This is a genomic window from Aeromonas sp. 55A (genome assembly GCF_051919665.1).
GTDB lineage: Bacteria > Pseudomonadota > Gammaproteobacteria > Enterobacterales > Aeromonadaceae > Aeromonas > Aeromonas veronii.
Map to the genome: position 1 here is coordinate 1,501,631 of NZ_JBQBEH010000008.1, position 21,147 is coordinate 1,522,777.

A 21,147-nucleotide genomic window follows, 5' to 3' on the forward strand; every position below is an offset into this window, starting at 1 on the left:
AGGTATATCAATGTTTACCTGTTATAGGAGGTAAATATAACTTACACGCTATAGCCGGTATTAAACATTTATCCCCCATAGCGGGTAAGAGAACGGTAAGCGGAGATATGACGTCGAAGTTTCAATCAATATGGGCAGCCAACCAGTCGAGACCTTGATCTGCAAACGTGAACAGCTGGTCGCTATAGCCTTGAGCAATGACGCTACGGATGATCTCGGGGTCAATATTCAGATAGTCGTGCACCAGCGCATTGCGAAGGCCAATAATCTTGCGCCAGCCGATTAAGGTGTCGGGGGATAGCTCACCACGCTGGGCCAGGATTTCGAATGCCTGATAGGCATCCTGTGGGGTATGACTTGCCAATGCTTTAGCCCAGTGCTTTGCCACGCCAATACACGCTTCGATAGACACTTGTAGAGTTCGCTCAGCTGCGCGGTACTCCAGATTGGAAAGCGCACGCAGCGCCAGAATAGCCCGTATCTCTGACAACTCGGCCTTATAGCGCGACAGGCTGATGCGTAAAGCTCCTATATAGGCGTTATCACTCATCTTTACTCCACTCCTCAGAATGATGTTTGCTGATATAGGCTTGGCGATGGTGATAACCAAGTTCCATCTGCGACATTATCCGCGCCTCCTCTTGCAAACGCCGCCCCTCATCACGGCTATAGAGAGGACGATTTGCATCTACTACCGCAAAAGCCAACGGAATCGGGGCCTGATTGATATCGACGACCGAAAGTTTCCCTTCTGCCAACCCCATGGCACGTTGCCACTCCAGCGCGAGCAGTTCAGGGCGCAAGCGGTTTTCCAGTGCAGTACCCAGTGGTCCACACTGTTTGATTGGATCAAAGGCCACCGCCAGATCCCAGTCGCTGGCAGGACCTGCAGTCCCCTTGGCACGGGAGCCGTAAAGCCAAAGCACCTGCACCTGGGGGTTGCTGTTGGCTAGGGTAATCAGCTGGTGAATAACATCGCTGTCGGGTTTCATATTGGTACGGCCATTTGGTCGCTTGAGACAGAGTTCTGGTTAGTATGGTGCCACATGGTTGGGCTTTTGTACGTAACTTCCAGTAGCCTGCCGCGCTGCGCTTGGCTGCTGGCTTGTTCGGTGAGTCGAAAAAATGACTCACCTCAAAGCCCAGCTTCTGTAGATTTCCTCCTTTGGCATCCCATTCAGCAGATCAGGAATGGTGAGCAACGTCGCTTAAATACTCAAATACAACTCAAAAGCGACTTTGTGATGACGGATCACACTTAAAGTTTGTTCTGTCAGATCAGAAGGCTATCGAAAGGTCGTATTTCGATCGTCATGTGGTGGTTCTAAAAAGGTATACCCCATTAAAACCACTTAATACCCTCTCGAAAATCATATTGAAACCACTTATATTGAACCAATAAGTAGGAACCACTTTAAACAGACTGATGGGGGGTCAATGTTCATACGGGCGTATTTACGTGCATCAACTGTGGAACAGGATGCTGAGCGGGCACGAGAGCTGCTGATTGGTTTTGCTGCTGAGCATGGCCATCAGATTGCCAGTTTCTATGTAGAGAATGAGTCTGGTGCGACGCTGGACAGGCCTGAGCTTATGCGGCTGATCCGTGATGCTGCAGATCGTGACATTGTGCTGGTAGAGCAGATTGATCGTCTGGCTCGCCTCAATCAGACTGATTGGCAAACACTGAAGCAGCTTTTGGCACAGAAACAGCTCTCCATCGTTTCTCCTGAGCTTCCGACTTCCTGGGTGGCATTACAGGGGGACAGCCGCTCCGAGTTCACCAGCGCCATCTTGCAGGCTGTAAATGGCATGCTGTTGGATATGCTCGCAGCCGTCGCTCGTAAAGACTATGAAGATCGCCGTCGCAGGCAGCAGCAGGGTATTGCCAAGGCCAGGGATGAAGGGAAATACCGTGGTAGGCAGAAGGATGAGAAGAAGCGTCAGCACATCGCTAGGCTGTTGGTGACAGGCCACAGTTATTCCGTGATTCAGGAGATGCTTGGTTGCTCAAGGTACCTTATCGCCAGTGTGGCCAAGGAGACACGCAGTTAGCTCCAGAAGTAGTAATTTTTGATGACCGGCCCACCCTTGCGCTGTGGGCGTGGGGTTGTCTTGAGGGTTTTCGCTGTCCAGATGAGTGCGATGCTCAGCGCAGTGAACAGCCCGGCGGGCCAGTGCCAGCAGGTGAGTGCGGCAAGAGCCATTAACTGCAACCTGGCCGTGATGGGGCGCCTGGTGGCCCAGGCCAGTATTGGCCAGCACCAGTAAACCGGTGGCAGGCAGATCAGCAGCCATGCAAACAGCGTGTCGCCAAGTGCCATCAAGCCCAGCGCAACCACCGCCATGAGGGCGATATCAGCGATCGGTTTCATGGTGTCTCTCTTTTGCATGCGCCTTGTAGCTATACAGACTCCACACGAAGACAAGCGTGAAGAAGGCCAGCAAGCCAACCATCCCCCAACTGAACGAATCCATCGTGTTACTCCACCAATGAACATGATTTCAGCATGGCACCGAAGGCCTTGGTGTTCAATCAACTTATTGAAAATGTTGAGTTTGTTCGTTCGTGACAAAGTTGGAGTACTGGAATCCAGTGGCTTATTGGCCAGTGGAATCAGCGCCCTCATCCCCGGCCAATATCTGTCCAATTCCTTTCCACATAACTATCTATCTGGAATCTTGGTGCGGATATTCCAGATTGTGGAATGTCGCTTCAGAACGAGCACCTGGAACATTGATAGGAGCCTTCCCATCTATCTGGAATGTTCGTGCTGTTTTTCGCTCTGGAATGTTGGTTATCTTGTTGGAAGGGATGAGAGGCCTTGGTGTGCAGGAATTTATGGGGTGGGTTCCTATCTATCTGGAATCTTGGGGTTCTATTTTATAAAACATATACAGTTGCCTAGGACTCTTCAAATGCCCGCTCGCAATGGGCATGGTCAAAGCAATTGTCGCGGAAACCTCTTTTTGAGCAGACTCTGCTCTCCCTTGTTTGACCACCACCGCAAAAACGGCCCACCTCTGGTAGAACATGGGACGCCCAAGCGGGTCATCAGGTCTTTGATTTGCCCGAGGTACGCTTTCGGGTGACAGAGCATCAGCTGTTTCTCGGCACCTGTCATGGCTGCATTGCCCTGCAAAGTGGCCAGTTTCACCAGGGCATCAGCAAGATCCTGCAGCACTTTGGCTAGAGTTTCAGCTGAGGCGTCATCAGTGAGGCGAAAGAACCGGTCAGCTCCATGCTGACACCGACGTACCGGGCCATCAAACCGCACGTGCAGTTTGCCGCCTGTGTTAACGCCGAAGAAACCCGGTATAAGCGCGGCGGTGAGCTGCTTTGGATGTGGTTGGCACTGAGTCCGGTCGTAGTCTGCTTCATGATAGCATTTGGTCGTGGCCATGATGCCGCAAAGCTGTTGTCGGAACGCTAGCTTGGATTGACCCATGTCTGCAGCTAATTGCTGCTCAAGGACGATTGAGGTTAAACAACGTATCTTGCCGTTGGTTGAGACAACGAAGCGACTAGAACGTAGTCCGTTGGAGTGGTTGAGGGCTGTGGATCCCTCGTGCATCGAAAAAGCGGGCTACTCGCTGTCCGAGGAATTGGTGCTGTCAACACCGTCCCGGTTAACGGTTGCCACTGACCAACTCGAGCAGGCCGTCGCAAATCTTTCTGGATTGGTATTGTGAAGTTCTGGTTTACTATGGCCTCACTCATTACGCTGTACGTGCTGTAACATTGTTAGGAAAGTTACTTTTCAATGATAGATAACCCGTTGTTCTCTCTGCTTTGAGCTGGATATGCTGAAAAGAATTATAAAACTACTCAAGGTGCAGCCAAGCCTCAAGGCAAGTGATATAGCCCGTGACTTAGGTGTTTCTCGTAAATCAATAAATCAAGTTTTGCACAAAAATCCCGACATTTTTTTACAAGATGAGACCTTCCATTGGTCTTTGCAGGAAAGCGCTAGTTTTGAACTTGAATTAATCTCGGAAAGACGCTGGGTTACACAGGAGCATTTTGAACGAGCTTTAGATAACAAAGGCTCGCCACTTGACTCGAATTGCAGTGAAGTGCTCATCAAAATTACGGATGATAAACCCGTTTTGTTATGTGCAGCAGCAAGAATCCTTTCTCTTTCAAATCAATTGGTTATGGCTGGAAAGAGGGTTGTGCTCGATTTCACTAACAATAATTCAACCGTCTCATACTTGAGTCGTGCTTGCTTCTTTGCTCGACTTGATGAGGCTGTAGAAGTACTGCCGACAAGGCCACCAAATTCAGATTCTGAGCTCTACAAGGCAAACAACCTTTCATTAGTAGAACTGTTGGAAATATGCCCTGAAGATAATGTGCCGTCGCGCATTAAACAAAGCTTTGTGGATAAGTTTGGTCCCGAGCATTCAACCAAATTATTCACGCTCGTGGCCGAGATGGTCAGTAATGTTGAAGACCACTCAGAAACAAAGATCCCAGGTTTTGCTGGCCTTCAGGTGTATAGCAAAAAGAAAGGAAGATCTGTAATCGTTGTCATTTCTGATGGTGGTATAGGTATTTGTGCCTCGTTACGCCCAGTGTTGGATACACACTTTCCCGACATCGCAGTACGATTCCCGACCGCCGAACCGGACACTGACCCTCAGCTTATCATTCATGCGATGGAGCATAGAGGTCTAAGTCGGTTAGGTAAGGGACGTGGTGCTGGCCTCCATACTAGCCACGGGGAAGCAGCAACATTAGATGCAAAAGTTACAATCCGACAAGAAAATTTTGTTGTATATATGAAGTACAAGAATGGGAGTCTTCATGATAAGAGTTGGGTTACGAAACTCCCTAAAATCATGGGAACTCATATCGTTTTTGAGTTCTTTTTGACAGCCGAATAGGGTCTGGTTAAACTCGAGATATGAAACAGAAAAACTACACTTTAAACCTTCGTCAGTATGCCGATGAATCTAACCCCTATGGCACTAGTCGGGGTCGTAAGGCTCATGGGTTGCTTGTCAGGGACATAGATGTACTCCACGGCGCTTCAGTTGTCGGTATATCCCTTGCTGACATTGAAGCTGCTGATGTTTCTTTTTTCCGAGAAAGCATTATCTATACCGTTAAACGATATAGTAAGCAGATTGCGTTTTATGTTTTTGATATTACTGATGAAGATCTACTTTCCAACTTACACGGTGCTGCAATTTCCGGTGATCAAAGCCTAACCTGTTGGGTAGGTCATGAATGCAGATTTGTAGGCCCCGAGCCATCCGCCTCTAGCAAGGCTCTTTTGGATTTTGTTGTTGAGCATCGTGAAACTACCACTGCAAAAGCAGCATCAGCTTTAGATATCAGTGTTCAGAACGCTAGCACTCGGCTTAAGCGCCTCGCTGACGATGGCTTCTTGCTCCGTTCCGAAGAGTCAGCCGATAGTGGCGGGAAGGAGTTCGTTTACAAGGTGATCGGAAAAATCTGATTAAATGGCTTTCATTAACCAGAAAAAGGATCTACACTGCTTGCAGGTGGTCCTTTTTTAAGGGTTCTGGTTAAACAGCTTTATTTAATCGGCTTGGTTGGCATCGAGGAAAACGTAGCTGTGAGGAGTGAAATCGTGGCTTTGGGAGTGAAGGTTAATCTCAAAGAAGCATGGAGAGCTCCATACGAAAACAGCCATTGCGGGATGGTCTGGGATGCAAAAAGGAGGAGCTCTAAGCAAGAGCAGTCGAAAAGAGAATAGTTGAACTATAGAAGCCAAGTGCACTTCAGGTAAGCGCACCAAATAAAGGAGAGATTATAGATAATACAAACATTTCAACGATCGAATCGTTGAAGAAAAACCATAAGCGCTATGGCAATAGCGCTTGGCCGCGAAGAATCAAAAGCAAATGAATTATCTTCGTGTGTTGCCCATCAGTCAAGTGCTGATGTATGGGGTTTCTTTGGCGGTTACCAATAGGCTCCTTTAGAGCGTTTACCTAAACCATACAAGTACGGCAACGTACTGGGGATATTTCAAATGCAAGATAATCAACCGCAGCAACTCCGTCACCGCATCATTGAAGTGGCAGACCAATCCCTTGTTTACCGACCGGTAACAATGAACGACAGCACACCAACTGGGGCACAAATTGCAGCCGCAGCTGGGTTTAAACCCGATCAACTCCCGGTTGTACTGCAATCAATCTCGAACGGCTCTCTTGAGGATATCCGCCCTGACGAGGTCGTGAACCTTGGGGATGAAATTTGCCGTTTCATTGTGGTCGAATCCGACCGCACTTATCGGTTCACCGTCGATGGTGCCCGTTTAGAGTGGCCGTGCCGCCACATAACTGGGTATGTTGTTCGCGAACTGGGTGGTATCGGTGAGGATAAGACGCTGCTTCTGGAACGTGAAGATGAGGCTGACCTTGAAATCCAAAACGATGAGTTCATCAACTTGGATGAAACCGGTATTGAGCACTTCATCAGCCGTAAAACCACATGGAAGTTGAATGTGCAGGGTAAGGTATACAACTTTGATACCCCGACAATCGTGATCCGCGATGCGGTCATCCGCGCAGGTCTGAACCCAGACCAAGCATGGTATATCTTCTTCAAAGTCGCAGGGAAACCGAAGGTCGAGAAGGGCATTGATGATGTCATCGATCTACGCACCCCCGGCATCGAGAAGCTGCGCCTCACTCCGCGTGATGTAAACAATGGCGAGGCGTCTCCGGTACTTCGCCGCGAGTTTAACCTGTTGCCTAGTGATGAGCTGTACCTCAATAACATGGACTACCGCTGGGAGACCTGCGTGAGTGAGAGCTCCAACTGGTTGGTCATCCACGACTACGATCTGCCTGCTGGATACAACCATCAGAAAGTGAAATTGGCACTCTTGATCACCTCTGGCTACCCCATGAGCATGTTGGATATGTTCTATGTGTATCCGCTGCTGCTGCTGGCCAATGGCACTGAAATTCCCGCTACGCAAATTAGGGGGGTGGTCGATGGAGTTACGTTCCAAGGCTGGTCACGACATCGTCCGTGGAACCCTGCGACGGACACAATCGTCTCACAACTTGCTATGGCCGATGGCTGCCTTCTGAAGGAGGTGGGTCAATGAGCACGGGCTCTCGTCTGGTGTTGACGCAAGAAATCCATACCTCGCTCTGGGAACACCTGTTCCCAGGCGATGGCAAGGAGGCTGCAGCAATCCTGCTTTGCAACCGCAATAACGGCACACGCCAGAAATTCCTGGTTAAAGAACTGATTCCCATACCATACGACGAGTGTAAGTCGCGGTCCGTCGATTCCATTTCTTGGCCTGGCAGCTACTTAGAAAAAGCTATCGATGAAGCTGATGCGACATCAATGTCAATTTTCCTTGTGCACTCGCATCCTGCTGGTTTTCTGGAATTCTCTGACATCGACGATGAAAGCGATGCCCAGACCATGCCATCGCTGTTTCAAGGAGTCAGCACTATTCACGGTTCGGCATTAATGGTCTCGAGTGGTGAGATGTGTGCACGTATTTACCGCGATGGTAATCACTGCGAACCCGTGGAGCTGGTAACTGTCGCTGGCGACGACATCCACTACTGGTGGGCCAATACCAAAGTGCCAACTATGGCGTTCACCTCTGGAATGACGGACACCTTCAAGCGCCTTACTGTAGCTGTCATAGGTGTTTCCGGAACTGGTTCGATTGTGGCTGAGCAAGTGGCTAGGCTAGGCTTTGGAGAGATCCTGCTATTCGATCATGACCATCTGGAGAAGAAAAACCTGAACCGAATCCTGAACTCAACACTCGAAGATGCTCAAGCAGGCCGTTCGAAGGTGGAGATGTTCGCAGAGGCGATTCAGCGCATCAGAGGAGAGGATATAGCTAGGCCTTTTCACAGGACTATCTGCTCGCGGGATGCCATCCTTGCCGCTGCAAATGCAGATGTGATCTTCTGCTGTGTCGATACCTACCAAGCCCGCATGATCGCGGATCTTATTGCTTCAGCTTTTTTGATTCCATTACTTGATGTGGGGGTGAAAATCCCTACTCATGTTGATCCAGAAGACGGCAGGAAGATCACTGATGTGACCGGGCGAATCGACTATGTCAAACCAGGTGGCTCTACTTTGGCAGATCGTGGTGTCTACACCCCCACACTGTTGTACCAAGAGCACATGCGTCAATCAATGCCTGAAAACTACGAGGACCAATTGGCTCGTGGATACATAACAGGGGTATTGGATGAAGCTCCATCGGTAATTACTCTTAACATGCGAGCTGCATCCGCCTGTGTCTCAGAGTTCATCGCTAGGAGCTTCCCTTTCCGTGAGTACCCCAACAAGCAGTTTGCCAGAACCATTTTCAGTCTCACTGAGGCGGAAGAGGATTATCTTGATGAGAGTTCGTTCTCCAAGGCTGCAAATCCTCGTCTTGCCGAAGGTGGTAAGGAGCCCCTTCTTGGCTTGCCTAATCTGGAGATGATGTAGATGTCAATTTTCAAGAGGATATTTAACTATTTCTTACGGAAGGCTGAACCACTGCTCCCTCCTCGACGCTTAATCGTCATTGAAGGAGATTCGTTGCCCGAAAATATGCCTATACGTTCAATTATTCTCGCAAGAGATGGAGAGGAGGATTGGTGTATTGGGTTCAGATGTCCTTGTGGGTGTGGCCGAAAAATCGAGCTACTAATAATTGAAGAAGCAAAGCCACGCTGGGACTACAGCGTTAGTGATGATGGTTTGCCGACGTTACACCCTTCTGTATGGCTAAATAGTGGTTGTAAATCTCATTTTTGGCTGAGGAATGGGAAAATTTACTGGGTATAACTCTTGGGTCAGATTGAGCTGGTGATAGGCTCTGTTACTCAGGTCGTCAGTGAACTATCTGTAACCTCGGTAGTGAGTAAAACCGCCTACGAGAGCATCAGAAAGGTTAATTCAGTCAGGAACTGGGAACAGAAAAGTTAACTCCTAGTGCTGCGAGGTTCATTGAGCATCTGGATGGATGAGCAGGCCATTGAGACAGCATTGATACTAAAGGGGGACCTAGGGCTTACTCGTCCTCACTGTGTAATGGTCAACTAAATCCGGATACTCGGTTTCGCAATGCCGCTATCTCTATGACTTCAGTAAAATTTCTGTGGCCAGCTGCAGCCGGAGTATCCAGATGACCGAGATGACTAGGCCACTACATGAGTGGCCTTTTGCTTAAGGCGTGTCTGGGCCAATTAGCACACCTCTTCTGTTGCGCCGGTAGCAAGGTCACGCTGGCGATGGAGGGTGTCAATCTGTTTTCTGAGCAGACCGGAGGGGGAACCAGGAGCTGTCGCGCCAAACACATGTGGGTGGCCAAACACTATGAAGCTGTCTTTGGCGCGAGAGACTGCAACGTTCAGCATGTTATGGTTCATGTCGTAGAACTTGCCGGCACTGATGTCATTTTCACCATAGACGCTGGAGAACAGTACCAGGGTACGTTCATCTCCTTGCAAGCTATGTACTGTACCGACAGTTAGGCCGTATATCCCCACTTTTCCCAGTGCTTGCCGGATCAAACGAGCTTGTTTGCTAAAGGGAGTTATGATGCCAACAGCCAGTTTCAGCACCTCATCATCGTCCTTATCGGACCACTTGGGGTTTTGTTGGCGTGCATAGTCGAGGATTCTGCTTCGTTCTGCATTGAGCCACTCGGCGATATGGTCAGCTTCTCCCGGATTGCCACGACTACCGCCATAAGAGCGTGATGGAGAAGCCGTCTCCACCATGGAAAAGGTACCCCATGGCACGGGTTGCTTGGGGAAGCCGCGCAGTGGTTCGAGAACGCCTTCATAGACCATGGTGTTGCAATAGCCGACAATTGGGTCGTAGCAGCGCCTATGTTCGGTCAGATAGAGACCGCGCTGCAGGGGGGCAAATTGGTGATAGTGACACTGCCGTTGCGCTACACCCATGACCGACCCACTGCTGGCCAACAAACCGCTTTGATGCCAGAAGTCATCGTAGTCGTACTGCTCGTTGAGTAGCCCATATAACTCTAGGTTGGCGCGATCAACATAGGCGGGAATGCTCCAGACTGGCTCGATCTGATCCGTATCCCCCACAATCAACGCCCGTTTAGCCAGTGCAAAGCTGGCTGCGGCAACATCGGGGACGGCTTGACCAGCTTCATCGACAATCAACAGATCGATCTCATCGAACAGCGGGATATCTCGCCAACAGTTATCGCGCATCTCATAGGCCATAAAGGTCGACGGAATCATGTAAAATGTCGATACAAAACATGGTGTTATCTTAGCAAGTCGGCGCAATTTTCGTCTTAGCTTCCAAGGAGATTTTTTATCTTTGTCACCTCTACTGAGGAAACCTTCAAACTCCGTTAGCCAGCGAGCTTCCCAGTAGTGAGTCGCTAGTTTGAAGAGCGTGAAACGAAGCGAGCGATCGTTCACTTCATGCACTTGATCTTCCAGTGAGCACGAGAACAGCCGGGCTGGTCGGTTTATCTCAATCCAGTTGGTTAGGTCCAGAGTTGCTTCCTGGTAACCGGCTACCACCTGCTGTAGCTGGTTGAGAAGTTCTTCCGACTGTTGCCGTTCCCGGTGTGCCTGCTGAATTCGCTGATTGAGCAATGTCTCGACTGCGTAGTCGGAATGATCGTTCTGAAACAGTTCCCAGCTATTGAGCAAACGTGCGCTCTTGCGCTGCTCATGCCGCTTGAGCGGAGGTAGCCACATCAATAAACGGGACCAAACTGAGCGCCGTTCCCACAAGCTATACATTTCGTCGAGTTGCGATTTGGTTCGGCTGTAGTGCGCCTTGGCATAGTCATGTCTTTGCATGGCTTCTGTTATTTGCTCATGCAGTGAGTCCAGGCCTCCATGGCGGAGGTCGATCTCGCGAGCGTTACTCTGCACCTGTTCCAGCAGAGAGATCCCTATTTCAATTGCCTGCCTGGTCTGCAACAGCGCTCGATGTAATTGCTCTTGCACTTTGCTGACCGCGACAGCCTGGCCATTGAGCCACTGGCTGGCACAGGTTAAAAAATGCTCTTTGGCTCTATCCAGATACTCCCGCGTATGCCAGCTTTCCATGCAACCTTCGCCTTTTGGCCCTAGGTACATGTAGGAATTGTGAACATTCACCTTGCCGCTGGAACAGCAGTAGAGGCCATAGCTGTCGATTTCGGGGAGCCAGCGCCCTTTTAGGCTCTCTGTCAAACCCTCTTCATCGACCTTGGCAAAGCTTTCTAGAATATTGGTGACCGCTTGGTTGTTGTTCGAGGCCGCAACAATCAGTGGCGGCTCTCCCTGAGCCAGCGCCGCCTCACTCCATAGATTAGCTACCACTGAGCGAAGCAGGGTTGTCTTGCCTGTGCCGGGAGGGCCGTTAACGGCTAGGATCTCACCGTGTTGCTGTGCAAGGAAATGGTGCAGGGCATTGCGTTGTTTGGGTGACAGAGGGAACTCCCCTGTCATCTGGCCAAGATGCCCCTTGGCTCCTGTGTTCTGATGCTGCAGATCTTGATGGGGTGTTAGCGTAGGGGATTGCTCGGCACAAAACCGCTGGTAGAGCGGTGGGTACTGGCCGCTATCGCGCAGGTTGTTGAGTACCTTCAAAATGTTGGCTTTTGCCCCCACCACGTTGGGTTCGAGTTGTAGCAGGCTTTGCTCGCTCATCTCGAAGTCTGGGTGAATGGGCATGGCATGCAGTGGGGGAGCGGCTTGCATGCTGTTCTCGGCATTTGATGAGAGTGGATAGCCCACTACTGCTGCCAACATATGGCAGCAGTAAGCTACGAGTTGCTGCCACTCTACTATCCCCTCGTAGGGGTTGTGGGTCAGGAAGGCGTCAAGATCGACATAATCGCCGATGGGGTCCGTTGCACTCTGGTTAGGCGCTAGCCACTCCCGCGGGATCCAGGGGCGCTTGTTGGAAGGAAAGAGAGTGCCGTCAGCCACCACTCTGACGAACACGCCAACCGGTAGCAGCACTCGCCGTTTAAGGTTGTTGGTCTCTCCAAACTGGGAGGTCTGGAGATCGACGCGGGGGAACAAAACCAGCTCGGTCACTTCCAGTGGGGGTTGGCCGACAGGCTGTTTGGCATCGAGGATCTGTTTTGCCTGTACGGGGGAAATGCGCCCGTTTAGCCACACTTGGGTATCGATTGCTAGGTAGTCGGAGGAGGGATCTTCGACTTTCTCGATGCCCAGCACGGGCAACAGATTGCGATCATCCGGGCTGAGTCGCTCGGCATCGATCAATGACTGGCGAAAATAGCCGGTAAGATTGTGCAGAAAGGACATAAGATCCTACCTTCGTTGTTCTTTATAATGAAGCCGGATGGCTGGAATGGAGCATCCGTTTGATGCGTTATTCATTATCCCACTCATGCGCTGCTAGGTGATTACACACAAGCCCCTCTTGGGCTGAGTAATTAGCCCTGCTTTGACCAGATAAGTTTTTGCCCAACCAGCTCGAATACCTCGCGTAGAGGGCGAGCTTTGCCATCTGCTAGGCTCGCAAGTACGGCTGGCATCATGGCTTCGTAACTTGGCAGGTTCATTGATGCTTGGCTTGAGTTTGTATCGATAGAACATCTTGCCACATAGGTTCTGTTGGAACCATTCATGTCACTTCTGTATGTGCGCGAGCTGACATATTTTCTGCTACATACTAGCCAAAATTTCACATGTGCAATTTTTCTCAGAAAACGCTCTTGGTGCCCAAATTGGACAACTACAGCGACGAGGATTTCGCCAGCCCCCCGATACGCTCTTGCATGCTGATGATTGCTACGAGGAGACCATCTGCATGCGTGAACAAAATCCGCCGCTTTACGGTGACAACAATGGGGCAATCCTGAAAGAGCTTTATGAGCTTAAGCTGCTGGTAATCCAGCAAGGACAGGCGCAAAAAGAGGTGCTTTCTGCCGAGGAGTGCGCTGAGTTGCTGGGGGTTTCTGTCAGCTATGTGTACCGGCTGACCAGTGAAAAGCGTCTGCCGCATTACAAGCCACAAGGCAAAAAGATCTACTTCAAGCGCGTTGAGCTGCTGGATTGGCTGCTCTCCCACCGCATTTCACCGGACGCCGAACTCACTGAGCATGTAACCAAGCGTGTGCGGCAAGCTAGCCATGGGCGGTTGTGAGGTGGGTATGACACAGGATCTGATTACATCTCTCTGCCCCCAGGATCTCCGGTCGGCTTTTGTTGAGCCTCCAAAACCCCTCGATTTTGTCCTCCCGGGGCTGCCTGTTGGCTGCGTTGGTGCTTTGGTGTCACCGGGAGGGGTGGGCAAATCGATGTTGGCATTACAACTGGCAATGCAGATATCCGGTGGGCCGGATTGGATTGGGCTTGGCAATCTGGGCAGGGGAGCTGTGCTCTACCTGCCTGCCGAGGACCCTTGGCCTGTACTGCACCAGCGCTTGTTTGCCTTGGGCAGAGGTCTTGATGCTGAACTTCGTGCCAACGTTGAACGATACCTTCGTTTGATATCGCTTCAGGGTGCCAGCCCGAATGTGCTGGATAGCCATTGGTGGGAAGCGATTGCCATTTGGGCTGAGGGGGTCAGGTTGGTGGTTATCGATACACTGAGACGCTTTCACGATGCTGATGAGAATGCAGCCTGTGCTATGACACTGGTGCTGGGTCAGCTGGAACGGCTGGCCATGCTGAAGGGATGCGCTGTGTTGTTTGTACACCACACCAGTAAATCTGCGGCATTCCAAGAAGCTGGCGATCTGCAGCAGGCAAGCCGTGGTTCGTCGGTACTGGTTGACAACGTTCGCTGGCAGGCCTATCTCGCCACTATGACCAAGAAAGAGGCGCAGAAGCTGGGCGTATCGGTAGAGAAGATCCAGCTTTACGTGCGGTTTGGGGTAAGCAAAAGCAATTATGGGCCGCCACTACCGGAGCGCTGGCTGGAGCGGAAGGAAGGTGGCGTGCTGTACCCCGCTGGTTTTGACGAAATACACTGGGCTGGGGGCAAACGTGCCTTGCTTTGAATTGACTCATGCCCGGCACGACCATATGCACTGCCTTGCTCCCGGGTTGTTTAGGGCGATCTCGAATGGCCAACGCCGCCGTGACAAGCTGGAGGTGATTTACCGTTTGGATAACGGTAATCAGATTGAGTTTTCTGGGCCAGAACCCTTGGGGGCTGACGATTTGCGCGTACTTCAAGGGTTGGTTGCCCTCGCTGGGCTTGAATCAGAAAGTGGCAAGATTGGGCCTATTGCGAGTGGTGAAACCGGAGAGATATTACGAGACCTACTTCAGCTGCGTGGGATTGCCAACCAGCAGGATGTCTTGGTAGTCAAAAGCAGCTTGCGCAAACTGGCCAAGGAGATTGGTTACGCAAACCCTCGTGACACCAATACGGTGCGTCGCACTGTCGAGCGGTTGTGGAAGGTGTCGGTAATAGCACAGGTAGCAGGCTTGCGTAGTGGTTTTCGTCTGCTGGCGAACTATGCCAGCGATCCCCTGACCGATAGGCTCTTTGTGGCGCTTAATCCATTGCTGACCAATGCCATATTGGGTAATGGCCGATATACCTATATCGATCTGGCTGAGGTACGGCAACTGCGTAGTAGCACTGCCCGGATATTGCATCAGCGGCTTTGTGCCTGGATTGATTGTGGCCGCAGCAAGCCAGTAGGTTTAGATAAACTGGTCTCTTACGCTTTTCCTGATAAGTCCAGCGCGGCCACCAACCGAAAGCGGCAATCGCGAGTTCGCAAGGCACTGTGTGAACTGGCTGAACTGGGTTGGTCAATCAGTGAACATGCCAAGGGGCGGTTTACCATCGGCCGGCCTGCACTATCACGATAACGGTCACAAACTATCACGAAAGTGGTCACAAAGTTCACGATAACGGTCACAAGCCAATTCAGTGAAACCCAGTTACCGCTTGGGCTGCAGGGCGATCCTGAAATCCGATCTATATTATCTAAGATAATCTAGGCCAGCGCATGGTTGCGCTGGCCTATTTGTTGGCTCTTCCTGGCCATGATCTTGTCGAGGGTGCTTCTATCACCCCAAGACATTGGGGAAATCGAGCATGGCATCTCGGCGCCGCGATTCAAGAATGTCGGCGTAGATCTCGGTGGTTCTCAGCTCACTGTGCCCCAGCAAGCGGGAAAGGGCATAGATATCGACGCCGCGGTTAAGCTGGATGACGGCGAAGGTATGACGCGCGCTGTGGAAGGTTACCTTCTTGGTTATACCCGCCTGCAACGCCCACCGGGTGAGCTCCATGTTGTGCCAAGCCGAGTACTTGAGGCCCTTGAAGATCCGCTCTGTTGCCTTGCCTGGGCGCCCCATCAGCTGCATCGCCATGTCATTCAAATCCAGGTATTGCAGGCCGCTGGTCTTTTTCTGGGTGAATACGATACGGTAATGGCCATAGAAGGGCTCCAGCTCTGCCCAGGTCAGCTTGTGAATGTCGGACCAGCGCAAGCCAGTGCAACAAGAGAACAGAAAGGCGCGCTTAAGAACGTCGTACCGGCACTCGGCCTGGGCCAGGGCTCGTACCTCGTCTTCGGTCAGGTAAACCCGTTTGTTCTTCTCCCCCTGGATAGCTTTGACACGTCGTACCGGATTATCCGGTAGCAGCCGTTCCTGCTCAGCCTGGTTCAGGGCCGCCCTTAACTTGTTGAAATAGGCACTTTGGGTGTTGCGGCTCAGTGGTGTGCCGCTTTTGGTGCGGGCCTTGTGCATCAGGTAATGCCGAAACCCCTCCAGGAACAGCTGATCTACTTCCTCGAAAGTCAGCTCCGGCAGCTTATGGTACAGGCGTAAATGCTTGAGGGCTGATATCCAGATGGAGTGGTTGCTCTTGCTACCTGCCGCTTTTTGGTCTGTAACCTCTTGGAAGTACTCGAAGAAGCTGGCCTTGTAGGCGTTCGAGAAATCCAGATGGTGTTTACCAGTCTCGTACTCGAAGAGTCGCTTGGCGCGGATGGCTTCGGCTGCTCGCTGGGTTTCTTTGTTGTGGAGCCGCTGTGCTGGGGTACGCGGCTTGTCGTACAGGAAGAGATCCAGGGTCTCTCTGCTGCGTTTGTGCTTGCGGATGCCCGTGGTTTGGTCAAGGTAGGAGCCGGCGTAGTAGGTTAAGCGCAGAGCGCGCTTGCCTTCGGCGTCCGGTGCGCGGTATTCGATGCTGATCTTCATAAGTGTCCCCCAAAAGTACCCCAAGAGGTTACTTTGGGGTACTCTCGGGGTAAATTCTCACGAAACAAGATCAGGCAAGAATAGCCAGTAAAAAACAAAGTCCAATATTTACAATGTCTTATGTTCTCACTGGCTGCTTTTTATTGCTGATTTTTCACCACATTACTTGCCGATGCAGAAGCTGGAGAAGATACGGCCCAGCAGATCGTCGGAGCTGAATTCGCCGGTGATCTCGGAGAGGGACTCCTGCGCCAGGCGCAACTCTTCGGCCACCAGCTCGCCAGCCACGAATACTTCCAGCTGCTCCTTGGCCACCAGCAGGCGCTCGGCGGCGCGCTCCAGCGCATCCAGATGGCGGCGGCGGGCCATAAAGCCTCCTTCGGTGTTGCCCTGGAAGCCCATGCAGGCTTTCAGGTGCTCGCGCAGGGCGGGCAGCCCCAGCTCGGTCTTGGCGGAGATGCGATAGACGGCGTGGCCCTGCTCCTGGCTCGGCGCCAGATCCTCGCCGGTCAGGTCGGCCTTGTTGCGAATGACGGTGAGGCCGATGTTTTTTGGCAACCGATCAATAAATTCCGGCCAGATCTCTCGCGGGTCAACCGCGTCTGTGGTGGTGCCATCCACCATAAACAGCACCCGATCGGCCTGTTCAATCTCGGCCCAGGCGCGTTCGATACCGATCTGCTCCACCTTGTCCTGAGTGTCGCGCAGACCGGCAGTGTCGATGATGTGCAGCGGCATGCCATCGAGATGGATGTGCTCGCGCAGCACGTCGCGGGTGGTGCCGGCAATCTCGGTGACGATGGCTGACTCACGGCCTGCCAGGGCGTTGAGCAGGCTCGATTTGCCGGCGTTGGGGCGACCGGCGATCACCACCTTCATCCCTTCCCGCAGCAGGGCGCCCTGTTTGGCTTCCCCGCGCACGTCGTCCAGCTCGGACATGATGCTGTAGAGGTCGCCCGCCACCTTGCCGTCGGAGAGGAAGTCGATCTCCTCGTCCGGGAAGTCGATGGCCGCTTCCACATAGATGCGCAGCCGGATCAGGCTCTCCACCAGTTGCTGGATTTTGCTGGAGAACTGCCCCTGCAGGGAGTGCATGGCGCTGCGGGCGGCCTGTTCGCTGGAGGCTTCAATAAGGTCAGCGATAGCTTCGGCCTGGGCCAGATCCAGCTTGTCGTTGATGAAGGCGCGCTCGCTGAACTCGCCGGGCCGGGCAGGACGAATGCCGTCGATTTTCAGAATGCGGCGGATCAGCATGTCCATGATGACGGGGCCGCCGTGGCCCTGCAGCTCCAGCACATCCTCGCCGGTGAAGCTGTTGGGGGCTTTGAACAGCAGGGCTATGCCCTGATCCAGTACCTGGCCTTGCTCATCCTTGAACGGCAGATATTCGGCGTAGCGCACCCGCGGGAGCTTGCCGAGCACTATCCCGGCGACCTGTTCGGCGGCGGGGCCGGAGACCCGGACTATGCCGACGCCACCACGGCCTGGCGCGGTGGCCTGGGCCACGATCGTATCTGTTGTCATCTTGCTTGGCTCGTTTGTTCGCTGATAGGAAAACGTAGTGGGAGACATTGTAATAAAAAAGGCGGCCCGAAGGCCGCCTCTTTTGTCATCACGGGAAGATTAGCTGCGTGAATGCAGTCCTTTCTTCTCCAGCTGACGATAGATGATGGTCTGCTGGATGATGGAGATCACGTTGCTCACCAGCCAGTAGAGAGTCAGGCCAGCCGGGAACCAGAGGAACATGAAAGTGAAGATGATCGGCATGAACTGCATCACTTTCTGCTGCATCGGGTCGGTTACGGTGGTCGGGCTCATCTTCTGCAGATACCACATGGAGGCACCCATGAGGATTGGCAGCACGAAGAAGGGGTCCTTCACTGACAGGTCAGTGATCCACAGGGCAAACGGCGCGTGACGCAGTTCAACGGATTCCATCAGTGCCCAGTAAAGGGCGATGAAGATCGGCATCTGAACCAGAATCGGCAGGCAGCCACCCAGTGGGTTGACCTTCTCCTTCTTGTACAGCTCCATCATGCCCTGAGACATCTTCTGGCGGTCGTCGCCGAAGCGCTCGCGCAGGGCCGCAATCTTGGGTTGCAGCATGCGCATCTTGGCCATGGAGGTGTACTGGGCCTTGGTCAGCGGGAACATGATGCCGCGTACCAGCAGGGTCAGCATGATGATGGCCAGACCCCAGTTCTGGACGAAACCGTGGAACACGGTCAGCAGCCAGTGCAGCGGTTGGGCGATGAACCACAGCCAGCCGTAGTCGACGGTCAGGTCGAGGTGGTTAGCCACCTTGGCCATCTGGTCTTGCAGCTTGGGACCGACCCACAGCTTGCTGGTTACTTCAGCCTGTTGGCCGGCAGCCACGTCAACCAGCGGCGCCTTGTAACCGATGATGGCCTGGCCTTTACCAGGGATCACACGGCTGTAGAAGCTGTTGGTATCGTCGGCATTCGGTGCCCAAGCAGAGACGAAGTAGTGTTGCAGCATGGCGACCCAACCACCCTTGGTGGTCTTGTTCAGGTCGGCATCCTTCATCTCGTCGAAGGTGTACTTCTTGTAGCGGGTATCTTCAGTGGAGAAGGCACCACCACGGTAAGCGCTGGCTACCATGGCATGACCTTCCTGATCCTTCGGCGTTGCTACGGTCTGCTTCAGCTGACCATAGAACTGCACCTGAACCGGCTCGGCAGATTTGTTGTCGATCTTGTAATCAACGCCAACGGCATAGTCGCCACGCTTGAGGATGAACTCCTTGGTGAAGACCACGCCCTTGCTGTCGGTCCAGGTCATCGGAACGACGACTTGATCCTGACCATCGGCCAGTTGATAGCTGGTCTGGGCGGCTTCATAGGTAGGACGACCTTCGGCCTGACTGTCCGGACCGTTGCGACCCACCAGACCGCTCTGGGCGATATAGAGGTGCTCAGGCTTGCTGGTCAGCAGCACGAACGGTTGGTCCTTGCCCTCTTCCAGTTTGTGAGACAGCAGTTCGGCAGACACGATGTCGCCACCCTGGGTATCCAGGGTCAGCTTGAGCACGTCAGAGGAGACGGTGATCAGCTTGCGTGCGGCAGTCGCATTGGCTTGCTCGGAAACCTGAGGAATATCACCGGTCTGACCGGCTTCAGGTACGAAATGTTCGGTTTGGGCCACGGTAGTCGGGGCCGGCTTCGGAGCCTTGTCGGACTCCCACTGTTGCCAGAGCAGAAAGCTCACGAACAGCAAACCGATCAGGAGTAGATTGCGTTGTGATTCCATAGTTTTCAGTTTCTTCGCTTTGGTTGCGGAACCGGGTCATAACCACCCTCGGATAAGGGATGGCATTTTAATAGACGTTTGCTGGCTAACCAAACGCCTTTTATGAAACCGTGAAGTCGGATGGCTTCTATCGCAAATTGGGAACAAGTTGGAGTAAAACGGCAGCGCGGCCCGAGCAGAGGGCTAATGATTAGCTGATACAGGCGTATCAGTTTGATAGCTACCCATTGCAACGGCGTGACAGAGTGCGCCATAGCTTTTCCAGTAACTTGAACAGTTCCTCGTTATCCATCTCTTTCACACCGGCCTTGGCGATCACCACGATGTCGATAGCGGGCAGCTGATGTTGTTTGAGGCGGAAACTTTCCCGGACCACCCGTTTGACACGGTTACGCCAGACGGCACGCTTGAGTGCTTTTTTGGGCACAGCGAGACCAAGACGAGAGTGTTCGAGTGAATTGGGGCAGGCGAGAAGCGTAATTTGCGGGGAAGCAGCCCGGACAGGCTCGGCGAAAACGCGTTTGAAGTGTTCGGGAGTTAACAGACGTAACTCCCGAGAGAAGGTGTGCTGGGTAGGCATTAAACTACCAGACGGGCACGACCCTTGGCACGACGAGCGGCCAGAACTTTACGACCGTTGGCAGTTGCCATGCGGGCGCGGAAACCGTGAGAGCGCTTGCGCTTCAGGTTGGACGGTTGAAAAGTACGTTTCATGATTCGATTCCGTATTTCTGTACAGTTTTGATTGTCACACTTAGCCGACGCGCCAGCTATAGCGTGTGACGACTAGCAAAAGAGGCCGAATTCTAAACAGAGTTCGGCTTTTAGTCAATCCGCCGTTCCCTCTCATCCTGCCGTGGTCTTGAAAAGGCCGCTGCCGAGCGTGAGGATCCAGAGGATCAAGGGCTCCGGATTATACTGGCAACCCGGGGTTAAACAAGGGATCCCTCAATAAAAAAGGCGGCCAGGCCGCCAAAGAGAGAGCTATTTAAGGACTTTCCGCAAGAACTCCCGGGTACGGGGATCCTTGGGATCGACCAATATCTGATCCGGCGGGCCCTGCTCGACGATCCGCCCCCCTTCCATGAAGATCACCCGATCGGAAACATCACGAGCAAATTCAATCTCATGAGTCACCACCACCATGGTCTGGTGCTGGCGGGCCAACTCTTTCATCAGTCCCAAAACCTCGTCGACCCACTCGGGATCGAGGGCCGAGGTGGGCTCGTCAAACAGGATCACCTTGGAGTGGGCCGCCATGGCGCGGCCAATGCCGACCCGTTGCTGCTGGCCGCCGGAGAGGGAGGCCGGATAGGCATCCTGCTTGTCGGCAAGACCAATGTCCTTGAGGATGCCGAGCGCTGTGGCGCGGGCCTCAGCTTTTGGCTGCTTCCAGACGGTGATCAGCCCTTCGGCGATGTTGTCTAGCGCTGTTTTGTTGGCAAAAAGGGCGTAGTTCTGGAACACGAAGGAGGCCCGCTTGCGCAGCTCGATCGCCTGCTGTTCGCTGGCCTTGGCCAGATTCAGCTCAAGATCGTCGATGGCAAGGGTGCCCGCATCCGGGGTCTCCAGCAGGTTCAGGCAGCGCAACAGGGTCGATTTTCCGGTGCCTGAGGGGCCGATGATGACGACAATTTCCCCCTTTTTGACCTCCAGATCGATGCCGTTGAGCACCTGATTGCCGTGATATGCCTTGGAGAGGCCGGTTAGCTTGATCATGAGAGCCCT

At 52.8% G+C, this 21,147-nt stretch carries 21 protein-coding genes and 1 pseudogene; 10 read left to right on the top strand and 12 right to left on the bottom strand.

The features are described from left to right. Positions 1–121 precede the first annotated feature (121 nt). Complete coding sequence (gene hepT, locus ACTG2G_RS11000; protein WP_075112289.1) at positions 122–550, bottom strand: type VII toxin-antitoxin system HepT family RNase toxin; 429 nt, start codon at positions 548–550, stop codon at positions 122–124. Then, positions 543–992 (bottom strand): type VII toxin-antitoxin system MntA family adenylyltransferase antitoxin, encoded by a 450-nt coding sequence (mntA, locus tag ACTG2G_RS11005; RefSeq protein ID WP_421387180.1) that lies wholly within the window; start codon positions 990–992, stop codon positions 543–545. The genes hepT and mntA overlap by 8 nt, the downstream gene beginning before the upstream one ends. A 445-nt stretch (positions 993–1,437) precedes the next feature. Here mntA and ACTG2G_RS11010 point away from each other — a divergent pair, with 445 nt between their 5' ends. Further along, positions 1,438–2,055 carry a recombinase family protein gene (locus ACTG2G_RS11010; RefSeq protein WP_031227892.1) on the top strand — a complete coding sequence of 206 codons (618 nt, stop codon included), beginning with the start codon at positions 1,438–1,440 and terminating at the stop codon, positions 2,053–2,055. Here the strand turns inward: ACTG2G_RS11010 and ACTG2G_RS11015 are convergent. Next, the gene (locus ACTG2G_RS11015) at positions 2,052–2,375 is read right to left on the bottom strand and encodes a hypothetical protein (RefSeq protein ID WP_021231525.1); all 324 of its coding nucleotides are present in this window, start codon (positions 2,373–2,375) and stop codon (positions 2,052–2,054) included. The two genes, ACTG2G_RS11010 and ACTG2G_RS11015, sit on opposite strands and share 4 nt — an antisense overlap. Before the next feature lie 678 nt (positions 2,376–3,053). Between ACTG2G_RS11015 and ACTG2G_RS11020 the strand changes: the two are divergent. The 6 genes and pseudogenes from ACTG2G_RS11020 to ACTG2G_RS11045 form a co-directional block, all read left to right on the top strand. Then, positions 3,054–3,422, top strand: a pseudogene (locus ACTG2G_RS11020) (IS66 family transposase); the annotation flags it as partial. Positions 3,423–3,804: 382 nt separating this feature from the next. Continuing rightward, the gene (locus tag ACTG2G_RS11025) at positions 3,805–4,890 is read left to right on the top strand and encodes a hypothetical protein (protein ID WP_439825103.1); all 1,086 of its coding nucleotides are present in this window, start codon (positions 3,805–3,807) and stop codon (positions 4,888–4,890) included. Between the two features lie 20 nt (positions 4,891–4,910). Beyond that, a complete protein-coding gene (locus tag ACTG2G_RS11030) occupies positions 4,911–5,468 on the top strand; it encodes a hypothetical protein (protein ID WP_199773228.1) in 558 nt (185 codons plus the stop codon). Between the two features lie 540 nt (positions 5,469–6,008). Continuing rightward, the gene (locus ACTG2G_RS11035; protein ID WP_161653284.1) at positions 6,009–7,097 is read left to right on the top strand and encodes a multiubiquitin domain-containing protein; all 1,089 of its coding nucleotides are present in this window, start codon (positions 6,009–6,011) and stop codon (positions 7,095–7,097) included. Beyond that, positions 7,094–8,464, top strand: coding sequence for a ThiF family adenylyltransferase (locus tag ACTG2G_RS11040; RefSeq protein WP_103829311.1), 1,371 nt, complete (start codon positions 7,094–7,096; stop codon positions 8,462–8,464). The genes ACTG2G_RS11035 and ACTG2G_RS11040 overlap by 4 nt, the downstream gene beginning before the upstream one ends. A gap of 105 nt (positions 8,465–8,569) precedes the next feature. After that, complete coding sequence (locus ACTG2G_RS11045) at positions 8,570–8,806, top strand: DUF6527 family protein (protein WP_373887361.1); 237 nt, start codon at positions 8,570–8,572, stop codon at positions 8,804–8,806. A gap of 401 nt (positions 8,807–9,207) precedes the next feature. Here ACTG2G_RS11045 and ACTG2G_RS11050 read toward each other — a convergent pair whose 3' ends face one another. Then, the gene (locus ACTG2G_RS11050) at positions 9,208–12,279 is read right to left on the bottom strand and encodes an AAA domain-containing protein (protein ID WP_439985428.1); all 3,072 of its coding nucleotides are present in this window, start codon (positions 12,277–12,279) and stop codon (positions 9,208–9,210) included. A gap of 93 nt (positions 12,280–12,372) precedes the next feature. Further along, positions 12,373–12,573, bottom strand: coding sequence for a winged helix-turn-helix domain-containing protein (locus tag ACTG2G_RS11055; protein ID WP_218972701.1), 201 nt, complete (start codon positions 12,571–12,573; stop codon positions 12,373–12,375). 214 nt (positions 12,574–12,787) lie between these two features. Here ACTG2G_RS11055 and ACTG2G_RS11060 point away from each other — a divergent pair, with 214 nt between their 5' ends. Genes ACTG2G_RS11060 through repC form a run of 3 tightly spaced genes read left to right on the top strand, consistent with a single transcriptional unit; the run spans position 12,788 to position 14,808 of the window. After that, on the top strand, positions 12,788–13,123 hold the full coding sequence (locus ACTG2G_RS11060) for a helix-turn-helix domain-containing protein (RefSeq protein WP_064978382.1): 336 nt from the start codon (positions 12,788–12,790) through the stop codon (positions 13,121–13,123). 7 nt (positions 13,124–13,130) lie between these two features. Further along, complete coding sequence (locus tag ACTG2G_RS11065; protein ID WP_439985429.1) at positions 13,131–13,982, top strand: helicase RepA family protein; 852 nt, start codon at positions 13,131–13,133, stop codon at positions 13,980–13,982. A gap of 25 nt (positions 13,983–14,007) precedes the next feature. Beyond that, positions 14,008–14,808, top strand: coding sequence for a replication protein C, IncQ-type (repC, locus tag ACTG2G_RS11070; RefSeq protein ID WP_439985430.1), 801 nt, complete (start codon positions 14,008–14,010; stop codon positions 14,806–14,808). Positions 14,809–15,009: 201 nt separating this feature from the next. On the opposite strand, the gene ACTG2G_RS11075 is transcribed toward repC, so the two are convergent. The 7 genes from ACTG2G_RS11075 to ACTG2G_RS11105 all read right to left on the bottom strand — a co-directional run bounded on the left by ACTG2G_RS11075 (position 15,010) and on the right by ACTG2G_RS11105 (position 21,138). Beyond that, positions 15,010–16,149 (bottom strand): site-specific integrase, encoded by a 1,140-nt coding sequence (locus ACTG2G_RS11075; protein WP_421269183.1) that lies wholly within the window; start codon positions 16,147–16,149, stop codon positions 15,010–15,012. A gap of 162 nt (positions 16,150–16,311) precedes the next feature. Further along, positions 16,312–17,673 carry a tRNA uridine-5-carboxymethylaminomethyl(34) synthesis GTPase MnmE gene (mnmE, locus tag ACTG2G_RS11080; RefSeq protein ID WP_439985431.1) on the bottom strand — a complete coding sequence of 454 codons (1,362 nt, stop codon included), beginning with the start codon at positions 17,671–17,673 and terminating at the stop codon, positions 16,312–16,314. A 99-nt stretch (positions 17,674–17,772) separates the two neighbouring features. Then, positions 17,773–19,419 (bottom strand): membrane protein insertase YidC, encoded by a 1,647-nt coding sequence (gene yidC, locus ACTG2G_RS11085; RefSeq protein WP_005342319.1) that lies wholly within the window; start codon positions 19,417–19,419, stop codon positions 17,773–17,775. A gap of 5 nt (positions 19,420–19,424) precedes the next feature. Then, positions 19,425–19,673, bottom strand: coding sequence for a membrane protein insertion efficiency factor YidD (gene yidD, locus ACTG2G_RS11090; RefSeq protein ID WP_010672280.1), 249 nt, complete (start codon positions 19,671–19,673; stop codon positions 19,425–19,427). Next, positions 19,640–19,999: a ribonuclease P protein component gene (gene rnpA, locus ACTG2G_RS11095; RefSeq protein WP_005339313.1), complete on the bottom strand. Its 360-nt coding sequence runs from the start codon at positions 19,997–19,999 to the stop codon at positions 19,640–19,642. The genes yidD and rnpA overlap by 34 nt, the downstream gene beginning before the upstream one ends. Beyond that, entirely contained in the window at positions 19,999–20,133 is a 135-nt protein-coding gene (gene rpmH / locus ACTG2G_RS11100) for a 50S ribosomal protein L34 (RefSeq protein WP_005307156.1), read from the bottom strand. The genes rnpA and rpmH overlap by 1 nt, the downstream gene beginning before the upstream one ends. Positions 20,134–20,403: 270 nt before the next feature. After that, positions 20,404–21,138 carry an amino acid ABC transporter ATP-binding protein gene (locus tag ACTG2G_RS11105; RefSeq protein WP_439985432.1) on the bottom strand — a complete coding sequence of 245 codons (735 nt, stop codon included), beginning with the start codon at positions 21,136–21,138 and terminating at the stop codon, positions 20,404–20,406. Positions 21,139–21,147: the final 9 nt, after the last annotated feature.